The following is a 10,412-nucleotide window of genomic DNA, read 5'->3' as shown; positions in this document are numbered from 1 at the left end:
GTACGCTCGAACAGGTCAGCAACGAGCTCCCATTCAGCATCTGTCAGGTTGGTGCTGTATGGCAAGATGGCCTCGCGCCTGTGGGCTGCCGTGTAGCCATACCGCTTGGCGCCCTCGGCGCGCACCGCGCCCGTACGGCGTAGTGGCTTGAGCCGTACGATGCCTAACGCGCGTAGGGCTCGACGAATCGTTGCTGCGCACACGCGCAGAGCGCAGCGGTGATGCAGCTCGTCGGCGATTTCCTGCAAGCTGGCCTGAGCGCGCTCCATGACGATTTCGTGCAAAACTGCGATATGCTCAGGCTTCAACGCTGGTGGTCTGCCGCCGGCGCCGCTTGACGGCTCAGTGCTGCCGAGTGAGTGTTTGGTTGCCATGGCATGCTCCCTCCACATTGAGATAGCATGCCACAACTTCGTTGTTGATTTTGTCTACACTCTCTCAATTATCTTCCGCGATTTTTCAATGCCGCCAGTTTCTGGGAAAGCTTTTCCTTGAACTCATCCAGTTGCGATGCAGTCATGCTGAACGTCGAAAACCAGTCGATGCTGTCGTACATGTCATTTTCAGACATATAGGTTGAGAGTTCCCTGATGATGGCGTCACATTCGTCATCAAAAACATGCATGTCAAAATGAAGGATATCTTTCAAGGGGTGATCGCCCGGTCCGCCTGCTGCCATTTTTTTGAGTGTAGATTATAGGATTGCGGTTGATCGGATATCAGTCGGCGACCGGCATGCCCACATCGGCATCATCCGACAAGGCCAGGTCGCCGCGCTCGAACGCCGCCAGGATTTCATTGGCGCGCGCGACGTCGTGTTCACGCACCAGCACGCGGGCGCCGCCGATGGCATTGGCGAGCAGCATGTCGGCCTGCATGTGCTGGTCGTCCGCCAGCAGCACGTCGATGCCGGCGGCGGCCAGGCAGCCGCGGATGACGTGGGCGTCGGTGGGGATCATCAGGCGGGCAATCAGAACGTAGTCGTCGTGCATGGGGTCTCCCGGCGGTGGCTGTTGTTTCATCTTAGCACTGCCGGGCCACGCTTGTACTTACAGCTTGAACACGCCCACCACCCGTTCCATTTCATGCGCCTGTTCCTGCAGCGCATCGGCGGCGGCCGCCGCTTCTTCCACCAGCGCCGCGTTCTGCTGGGTCACCTGGTCCATCTGGGCGATGGCCTGGTTGACCTGGTCGATACCGCTGCGCTGCTCTTCGCTCGCCTGCGCCACTTCGGCCATTAGGGCGCTGACCTTGTGCACGCTGTCGACCACCTTGTCGATGGTGGCGCCGGCCTGGCTGACTTGCGCGTGGCCCAGGTCGACCGTGCTGGTCGAGGCCTGGATCAGGTCCTTGATTTCTTTCGCCGCTGCGCTTGACCGGTGCGCCAGGTTGCGCACTTCGGTCGCCACCACGGCAAAACCACGGCCCTGCTCGCCGGCGCGCGCCGCTTCCACGGCCGCGTTCAGGGCGAGGATATTGGTTTGAAAGGCGATGCCGTCGATCACGCCGATGATGTCGGTGATCTTGCCCGAGGAACTGCGGATTGCTTCCATGGTGCTGGTCACTTGCGCCACGGCTGCGCCGCCCTGGGCCGCCAGTTCGGACGAGGTCCGCGCCAGGCTGCTGGCCTGCCGCACGTGTTCGACGTTCTGGCGCACGGTCGAACTCAGTTCTTCCATCGAGGCGGCGGTTTCTTCCAGCGAGCTGGCCTGCTGTTCGGTGCGGCTCGACAAGTCGAGGTTGCCGCTGGCGATTTCACCGGAAGCGGTGGCGATCTGGCCGGCGCTGCCGCGCACCTGGCCCACCACTTTCGACAGGTTGTCGCTGATATGGTTCAGGGCGCGCAGCAGGCGGCCGATTTCGTCCTGGCTGGTGGTGTCCAGGTGCACCGTCAGGTCGCCGCCGGCGATCTGTTCTGCGGCCGCTTCGGCATGTGCCAGCGGACGCGAGACAAGCTTGCGCACCAGCAGGTACAGCAGCACGGCAAAGACCAGCACGGCGATCAGGCCCGAGATGGCCAGCTGGTTGCGCATCTGGCGCGCTTCGAGCGTGATTTCATCGGTGAAGGTGCCGCCGGCGATGATCCAGCGCCAGTCCTTGAACTCACGGTAATACAGCTGCTTTTCGCGCGCGGTGCTGGCGGTCTGGCCCGGTGCGGTCCAGGTGTAGCGCATGGCGCCGTTCTTCTGCTTGATCATGTCCTGGATAAACAGGCGGCCGTCGCTGGCCTTGAAGTCGAGCGCGCTCTTGCCTTCGCTGTTCGGATGCAGCACCAGCTGGCCGTAATTGGCACCGGGCGCCGTGTCGACGATATAGATGTAGCCGGTCTGGCCGATTTTGAACTGGCGAATTTTTTCTTTCAGCATCGCCAGGTTTTTCGTGATGTCGAGGCCGATGAACAGCACGCCCACCACCTTGCCGGCCGCATCGCGCACGGGGTCGTATTGGGTGATGTATTGCTTGCCGAACAGGGTCGCCATGCCGACGAAGCTCTGGCCGGCGCGCAGCGGCGCGTAGCTGGGGTGGCTGTGGTCGAGCTCGGTGCCCACGGCCCGTTCGCCGTCCTGTTTTTTCAGCGAAGTGCTGATGCGCACGAATTCATCGCCGTTGGCGGCAAAAATGGTGGCGATCACGCCGGTTTGCGTGGTGTAGCGGTCGACCAGGGCGGTATCGAGGTTGAGTACCTTGTCGCCATTCGACAATTGCGGCGTGGCCTTGCCGGCGACCGCGACCATATTGCCGGCATCGACCGCAAACGGGCCGGGAAACTCGGCCGCGAACAGGCGCGCAAAGCTGGCCGCTTCATTCACCATCGCCGTATGGAACACTTCGGTGGTGGTCATGACGCTGTCGAGCTCGCTGGTGACGGCCGCTTCCGCCCGCTGTTCCAGGACGTGCGAGGTGCGCATGCTCATCAGGGTCGTCAGGCTGGCCAGGATCAGGCTGACCAGTGCAAACGTAAACACGGTGATCTTGCCGCCGACACTCCAGTGACGGGGATGAAAAGAAAATTTCTGCATAAATTGTGGTTTCAAAAAGTCAAAATGGCTGCGCGCGGCGCACGCGCAATGCGCCTTGCCGCTTGAAAAAGCAGGCAATGGCGAGCGGATGAAACGCAGGTACAAGTGGCGCTGAATAGGGGGTGGGGCTGGCCGGTGGCTGTGTGGACAGGCCGGCGAACAAGGTGCGATGATATCACGTTGCGCACATTTTGTTTCTCTGTGCAATGATAAAAGTCAATGAATACAATAACTTGTGATAAATATTGGCGAGCTTGCCATGCCGTTTTTTCGCGCTCTACTGGTCTTTGGGCAGGCGACATCCGCTTACGAATGTTTCAGTTTGTAATGAATCCGACATCGTGTTTAACGCGGGCTTAAGCTTCCGGGAAGAAACTGATATTCCATCGGAGACTGCCTCTGTGTATCCTGTAGAATTACAGGCAGACCAGTCGTGATATCCCCTTACTGTCGTAGTGGCTGGCGCGTGATCGATCGACGAATATCGACGAAGCATCAACGATCAACGGCGCCGCCAGTAAATGATTTAACCAATTTTCGGAGAAGCCGATGAAGAAGCAATTAATCCTGGTCACCCTGGCGCTTGCCCTGTCAGCCCACGCTGGCGCAGCCCAGACCGACAAGAGCGCCGCTCCTCCGCCCATCATGAAGCCCATGGCCCAGCAGACGCAAGCCGCGCTGTGGGCCTCGCGCGTGCTGTCGCGCTATCACTACAAGGCAACCCCGCTCGACGATGCGATGTCGGAAAAAACCTTCGACCGCTATTTCAAGTCGCTCGATGCCGAAAAGCTGTTTTTCGTGCAGGCCGATATCGACCGTTTCGCCCCCTTGCGCACCAAACTCGACGATGCCATCAATGGCGAAGACCTGACGGCGCCATTCGCCATCTACAATCTGTACCAGCAGCGTTTCGACGACCGCATGGCCTATGCGCGCGAACTGCTGAAGACCAAATTCGATTTCTCGGCCGATGAAAGCTATCAGCTCGACCGCGAAAAAGCCGCCTGGCCTAAAAACGAAGAAGAAGTGCGCGACCTGTGGCGCAAGCGCGTCAAGAACGACTGGCTGCGCCTGAAACTGGCCGGCAAGGAAGACAAGGCCATCCGCGAGACGCTCGACAAGCGCTATGAAAGCTACACCACACGCTCGCGCAAGCTGAACAATGAAGACGTGTTCCAGATCTTCATGAACGCCTACGCCATGTCGATCGAGCCGCATACCAATTACCTGGGCCCGCGCGCCTCGGAAAACTTCGATATCGCCATGCGCTTGTCGCTGGAAGGCATCGGCGCCGTGCTGCAGACGCGCGACGAATACACGGTGGTGCGCGAAGTGGTGCCGGGCAGCCCGGCCGGCCTGTCGGGCAAGCTGAAAGTGGGCGACCGCATCATCGGCGTGGGGCAGGGCGAAAGCGGCCCCATCACCGAAGTGCTGGGCATGCGCATCGACGACGTGGTGCAGCTGATCCGTGGCACCAAGGATTCCGTGGTGCGCCTGGACATCCTGCCGGCCGATGCCGGCCCGGACGCCAAGCACACCATCTTGCCGCTGGTGCGCAAGAAGATCAGCATGGAAGAGCAGGCGGCCAAGAAATCGATCATCGAAGTGCGTGAAAACGGCGTCAAGCGCCGCATCGGCGTGATCGCCTTGCCGACCTTCTATCAGGATTTCGAAGCGCGCCGCCGTGGCGACAAGGATTTCAAGAGCGCCACGCGCGACGTGACCCGTTTGCTGGGCGAGCTGAAAAAGGAGAAGGTCGACAATGTGCTGATCGACTTGCGCAACAATGGCGGCGGCTCCCTGAATGAAGCCGTCGAACTGACCGGCCTGTTCATCGACAAGGGCCCGGTGGTAATGCAGCGCAGCGCCGAAGGCAAGGTCGATATCGAAAGCGACACCAATGCCGGCCTGGCCTGGGATGGCCCGATGGGCGTGCTGATCAACCGTGGTTCGGCCTCGGCTTCGGAAATTTTCGCCGCCGCCATCCAGGACTACGGCCGTGGCCTGGTGATCGGCGAGGGCAGCTTCGGCAAGGGCACTGTGCAGACCCTGATCAACCTGGACCGTTTTGGCGGCAGCGAGAAAGCGCGTTTGGGCGAGCTGAAGATGACGGTGGCGCAGTTCTTCCGCATCAATGGAGGCACCACGCAGTTGCGTGGCGTGACGCCCGATATCAAGCTGCCGGCCATGTCGGACACCGAAAACTTCGGCGAATCGAGCTATGACAACGCCCTGCCATGGGTGGCCATCAAACCGGCGCCGTATGTGCCGACCGGCGACCTGAAGGAAATCGTGCCCTTGCTGGACAAAAAGCATGAAGCGCGCGTGGCCAAGGACAAGGACTTCCAGTACCTGCAGGATGACATCGCCCTGGTCGTCAAGCAGCGCAAGGAAAACCAGCTGTCGCTGAACGAGACCGTGCGCCGCAAGGAGCGCGACGCCCAGGAGGCGCGCGCCAAGGCCCGTGAAAAACGCCTGATCGCGCAGATTTCGAATCCGGCCGACGACCTGGTGGTGATCCAGGATCCGAAAGACATCCTGAAAGGCGCGAAGGCCACCGCCAAGACCGCCAAGCAGATTGCCGCAGTCAAGGGCGCCCTGCGTACCGATGACGGCTTGCAGGGCGACGAGCGTGCCTTGAGCGCCGAACTCGACGCTGAATCGGCCGCCAAGAGCGCGAAAGACGTGCTGCTGAACGAAACCGTGCGCATCCTGGCCGACGAAGTGGCGCTGATCAAGGCCGATACCCGCCTGGCGGCCAAGGTGCTGCCATATGGCGCCGATACCAAGGCGACGCCGGTGGCGGCAGCAAAGTAAAGTAAGGCGCTATCGCCAAACGGGGCCGGAACCGCAGGGGACCGGCCCCGTTTTTCATGGTCATGCGGCAGTTATAGTCCTGGCGTATTTCTATCATTGCCACAAACAATTGGAATAATATGCCGCGATGCAGCATACTTCATTTGTCTCCTCTATTCTCCTCCAAGAAAATAGATTCAGCCCGCTCCCGCAGCGGGCTTTTTTTTGCCCGTTTCATTTCCAATTGAATCGCTCTTGCGAAAAATATAATTCCCATGCTAGCGTACGGTTCCCTTTCCCTGGAGGCACTCCATGATCCGTCGCACCGCCTTGTTGTCCACCATTACCCTGACCCTGCTGCTGGGCGCTTGCGGCAAGAAGGAGGATTCGGCTGCGGCCGACGAGGGCAAGCAGGCGCAGGCCACTGCGGACGCGCAGGCAGCCGAAGCGCCCGCCGCCGAGCCCGCGCCCGAACGCAAGCTCGATTACTGGAAAGCGCTGGGGCCCTTGCTGGCCGGCAGCTACAACGGCAACTGCCTGCGCATGCCGGACGGGCGCAAGATGGATGCGCTGGTCACGATAGGCGCCGACGGCAAGGTCGCGTCGGGCGACATGCAGCTCGATTTTCATGCCGCGAAAATGGCCATGATGATGCGCTCGCGCGACGAGAAGGGTCAGTACAGCACCCTGGGCACGCTCGGTATCGACGATGGCAAGACCGGCATGCTGTCGCTGATGTCCAGTCCGGCTGGCAAGGAAAGCACCATCAGCCTGTCGAGCGGGGATATCGGCCTGATGTGCAGTAATAACAGCGGCGTTGGCAGCTTCAACAATCAGGCGCTGTTCCTGACTGCGGCAAAGCTATTGAACGGCAAGAAGCAGAGCATAGGCTGCCTCGACACCAAGAACCTGCTGGTGCGGCGCAAGGTCGACGTCGAGGTGGCCGACGGCGTGATCAAGATCGGCGACGACGTTTTCGACATGAAGACGGCCGTCAGCGAAGGCTTTACGGTGATGGATGGCGGCGGCTCCCTGATGCTGAACGTGGTGATGCCGCAGGAAAAAAGCATCAACGTCGCGTATGACGGCGCGGGCAAGCTGGTCAACGTGCAGGCGCGCGACAAGCAGGAAAGCACGCATTTTTGTACCGCCGAGAATTGAGAGGCCGGGATGGATCAAGCCACCGCACAAAAACTGATGGCGCTGTACCAGGAGATCGGTCTGACCTTGAACCAAGCCGATACCGTGATCCGCACCTTGCCCGATGCCGAGCGCCATGAGCACTTGAGCGGCCTGGCCGACACGGTCATGCAGATATGGTACAAGCTGCAGCTTCCGGTGGTGCGCCAGTACCCGGAACTCGACCCGGACCGCGAGCATTTCCGCAAACCGGCGGACGCCTGAATCAGCGCTGGTCCGGCTGCTGCACATCCTCGTTTTGCGCCAGCAGGGCGGTCAGCCAGGCCGCAAACGCCTGTACCTTGGGCACGGCCAGCCGGCCCTGGGGCGCCAGCAGCGACATCGGCATCGGTGTCGGTGGACAATCGTCCAGCACCGGCACCAGTGCGCCGCAGGCCAGGTGCTCGCGCGCCTGGTAGACGGCCAGCTGGCCCAGCCCCATGCCCTGCAGCACGCACGCCAGGTTGGCCTCGGCGTCGTTGACGGCGACCATGCCCGTCATCTGCACGCGCACCACTTCGCCTTTCTGCACGAAATCCCAGTCGAATGCGCGCCCGGTGCGGCCTGAAAAATGCATCACGCCACGGTGGCGGACCAGGTCGGCCAAGGTCTGCGGCCGGCCATGGCGTTCCAGGTAGGCGGGCGCCGCGCAGGTCACAAAACGCATATTGCCGATGCGCTTGCCGATAAAGGCGGAGTCCTGCAGCTGCCCCACGCGCAGCGCGCAATCGATGCCTTCCTCGGTCAAGTCGACCAGCCGGTCCGTCAGGCTCAGGTGCAGTTGCACGGCGGGGTAGGCGGCATGGAATTGGCCGATATACGGCATCACCAAGGTGCGCCCCACGGTGCCGGGCAGGTTGACGCGCAGCATGCCACGCGGCTTGTTGGCGTCGGGGCCGCGAAACGCCAGTTCGGCCGCATCGACGGCGCCCAAAATCGCCAGGCAATGGTTGAAATACTCGGCGCCATCGGGCGTCAGCGACAGCCGGCGCGTGGTGCGTTGCAGCAGCTGCGTGCCCAGATAGGCTTCCAGCTTCTGCAAGGTGGCGGTCAAGGCCGCACGCGGCAGGTTCAGGGTTTCGGCGGCCTTGGAAAAACTGTTTGCTTCCACGATGCGCACAAAGGTTTGCATGGCCTTGATCTTGTCCATGATGGGGCATTGCTCCTTGATTGTTCATCTAATGTGAAATGTATGGAGTGATTATGCACTAATTATCTTCGTCACCAAACTCCCTACAATGGCCCTACTTTATTTTTAAACGAGGAAATAACATGAACAAGGCCTCCATCAAACAGCCGATCGCCGGCGACGTGCCCGATATTTCGTCCGGCATGGTGCTGCTGCTGGCGATCGCTTCCGGCCTGATCGTCGCCAATCTGTATTACGCGCAAACCCTGGTCGGCCCCATCAGCGCCTCGACCGGCCTGTCGGCCAAGGCGGCCGGCCTGATCGTCACGCTGACGCAGATCGGCTATACCCTGGGCCTGCTGTTCGTGGTGCCGCTGGGCGACTTGCTGGAAAACCGCCGCCTGATCATTACCGGCCTGCTGGTCACGGCCGCCGCGCTGGTCGCCGCCGCCCTCAGCACCGGCGCCATCGTGTTCCTGGCCGCCGCGCTGGCGATCGGCCTGGGTTCGGTGGCGGCGCAGGTGATCGTGCCGTTTGCCGCCCATTTGTCGAAAGAATCGACGCGCGGCCAGGCGGTGGGCAAGGTGGTCAGCGGTTTGTTGCTGGGCATTATGCTGGCCCGTCCGGCCGCCTCGCTGGTGGCGGCCCATGCCAGCTGGCATGTGGTGTTTGGCGGCGCCGCCGTGCTGATGCTGGCGCTGGCCTTTGTCTTGCGCCGCGCCTTGCCGCTGCGCCAGCCGGTATCGAACATCCGTTATCCGGCCCTGATGGCGTCGCTGTGGCATTTGCTGCTGGGCACGCCCGTGCTGCGCCGCCGCGCCGCTTATCACGCCGGCCTGTTTGGCGCCTTCAGCCTGTTCTGGACCGTCACGCCGCTGGTGCTGGCCAGCCCCGCCTTCGGCCTGTCGCAAACGGGGATTGCCATCTTCGCCCTGGTCGGCATGGCCGGCGCCGTTGCTTCGCCGATCGCCGGCCGCCTGGCCGATGCGGGCCATACCTTGCCGGCCACGGCCGTCGCCTTGATCCTGGGCATGGTGGCGTTTGCCTTGCCGATGTTCGTACCGCAATCGCAACATCTGGCGCTGGGCTTGCTGGTCATCGCCTCCATCGTGCTCGACATGGGCGTGGCCGCCAACCTGGTACTGGGCCAGCGCGCCATCTTCAGCCTGGCGCCGGAAGTGCGGGGCCGCTTGAATGGCCTGTATTTCGCGCTGTTCTTTGCCGGTGGCGCCGCCGGTTCGGCCGTCGGCGCCTGGGTCTATGCCAGTTATGGCTGGCAAGCGACGTTATTGACCGGCATGGCGTTTCCGGCGCTGGCGCTGCTGGTGTGGCTGGGAGAATTCCTGCCCAGCTTGTCGCGCCGCACGGCCTGAAAAGCGAGCGTTCGCACGGTTATCATGAAAACGCATTTCTATCATCATCAATAAAAATTGGTTTTATATGCCGCGATGCAGCATCATGCACTTGTCTCCTCTAACTCCTCAACGGAATTAGATTCAGCCCGCTCCCGCAGCGGGCTTTTTTTTGCCCGGGTTTTTGCTTACACCACAGAAATACCCAGCTCGCGCACGAAATTGGCCGCCTGCGCATGGGTAATCACCGCGCCCTTGAACAGCGCCGCTTCCGTCAGCTTGAAGCCGTCGATATCGGCGCCGCGCAGGTCGGCGCCCTGGAACTTGGCCAGCTTCAAGACGGCGTTGCGCAGGCTGCCGCCTTCGAAGACGGCGTCGCGGAAATCGCAGCCGGCCAGGTAGGCTTCGGAAAAATCGAGTTGTTTCAGGGTCGCCTTGCGAAACGAAAAGCCGCGCAGGTCGGCGCCGATCAGCAGGCTGTCTTCGAAGCTGGCGCCCAGGTGCGCCACTTCCTCGAACGAGGCGCCGGTCAGCTTGCAGCCGCGCCAGGACGCGGACGCGAGCTTGGCGCGCCGCCATTTGGTGTTGTTCAGGTCGCAGCCTTCGAAGCTGGCGTCGACCGCGTCGACGGACTCGAAATCGGCGCCGCCGGCGCGGCAGCGGCGCCAGGTCGTGCGTGCCAGCTTGCAGGCGAACAGGTTGGCGCCCGCAAAGGTGCAGCGTTCAAAGGTACAGCCCTGCAGGTCGAGCCGGGCCAGGTCGGCGTCGTCAAAGGCGCAGCCCTCGAAGGTGCGCACCGATTGCGCCAGCAGTTGTTCCAGTTCGCCGCGGTCCAGTGTGAGATCAGTTGCCGTGGTGTTGTGTATTGCCATCCGTTTATTTCCTTGTAAAGCGGGGGAGGGATGGCGCGGCGGGAAGCGTGCACGAACCATGACA

9 protein-coding genes and 1 pseudogene are annotated in these 10,412 nt (G+C 61.7%); 4 read left to right on the top strand and 6 right to left on the bottom strand.

What is annotated here, in order from left to right; genetic code table 11:
- The 4 genes and pseudogenes from ACP7B7_RS29575 to ACP7B7_RS29560 form a co-directional block, all read right to left on the bottom strand.
- Positions 1-374 (bottom strand): annotated as a pseudogene (locus ACP7B7_RS29575) (IS5/IS1182 family transposase); the annotation flags it as partial.
- A gap of 68 nt (positions 375-442) precedes the next feature.
- On the bottom strand, positions 443-679 hold the full coding sequence (locus tag ACP7B7_RS29570) for a hypothetical protein (protein WP_426079070.1): 237 nt from the start codon (positions 677-679) through the stop codon (positions 443-445).
- 40 nt (positions 680-719) lie between these two features.
- On the bottom strand, positions 720-992 hold the full coding sequence (locus ACP7B7_RS29565) for a putative signal transducing protein (protein ID WP_426079069.1): 273 nt from the start codon (positions 990-992) through the stop codon (positions 720-722).
- Positions 993-1,049: 57 nt separating this feature from the next.
- A complete protein-coding gene (locus ACP7B7_RS29560) occupies positions 1,050-3,020 on the bottom strand; it encodes a methyl-accepting chemotaxis protein (protein WP_426079068.1) in 1,971 nt (656 codons plus the stop codon).
- A gap of 549 nt (positions 3,021-3,569) precedes the next feature.
- On the opposite strand from ACP7B7_RS29560, the gene ACP7B7_RS29555 reads away from it, so the two are divergent.
- From ACP7B7_RS29555 to ACP7B7_RS29545, 3 genes are all read left to right on the top strand, one after another.
- A complete protein-coding gene (locus tag ACP7B7_RS29555) occupies positions 3,570-5,837 on the top strand; it encodes a carboxy terminal-processing peptidase (protein ID WP_426079067.1) in 2,268 nt (755 codons plus the stop codon).
- A gap of 291 nt (positions 5,838-6,128) precedes the next feature.
- Positions 6,129-6,977 carry a hypothetical protein gene (locus ACP7B7_RS29550; protein ID WP_308921721.1) on the top strand — a complete coding sequence of 283 codons (849 nt, stop codon included), beginning with the start codon at positions 6,129-6,131 and terminating at the stop codon, positions 6,975-6,977.
- A 9-nt stretch (positions 6,978-6,986) separates the two neighbouring features.
- On the top strand, positions 6,987-7,220 hold the full coding sequence (locus tag ACP7B7_RS29545; RefSeq protein WP_308921720.1) for a hypothetical protein: 234 nt from the start codon (positions 6,987-6,989) through the stop codon (positions 7,218-7,220).
- 1 nt (position 7,221) lies between these two features.
- Here ACP7B7_RS29545 and ACP7B7_RS29540 read toward each other — a convergent pair whose 3' ends face one another.
- A complete protein-coding gene (locus ACP7B7_RS29540; protein WP_308921719.1) occupies positions 7,222-8,145 on the bottom strand; it encodes a LysR family transcriptional regulator in 924 nt (307 codons plus the stop codon).
- Between the two features lie 122 nt (positions 8,146-8,267).
- Between ACP7B7_RS29540 and ACP7B7_RS29535 the strand changes: the two genes are divergently transcribed.
- The gene (locus ACP7B7_RS29535) at positions 8,268-9,497 is read left to right on the top strand and encodes an MFS transporter (protein ID WP_308921718.1); all 1,230 of its coding nucleotides are present in this window, start codon (positions 8,268-8,270) and stop codon (positions 9,495-9,497) included.
- A gap of 167 nt (positions 9,498-9,664) precedes the next feature.
- Here ACP7B7_RS29535 and ACP7B7_RS29530 read toward each other — a convergent pair whose 3' ends face one another.
- On the bottom strand, positions 9,665-10,348 hold the full coding sequence (locus tag ACP7B7_RS29530) for a pentapeptide repeat-containing protein (RefSeq protein ID WP_308921717.1): 684 nt from the start codon (positions 10,346-10,348) through the stop codon (positions 9,665-9,667).
- Positions 10,349-10,412: the final 64 nt, after the last annotated feature.

Source organism: Janthinobacterium sp. PSPC3-1 (assembly GCF_049896105.1).
GTDB lineage: Bacteria > Pseudomonadota > Gammaproteobacteria > Burkholderiales > Burkholderiaceae_D > Janthinobacterium.
The sequence above is the reverse complement of the archived record's forward strand: the minus strand, read 5'-3'. Positions and strand labels throughout refer to the sequence as shown.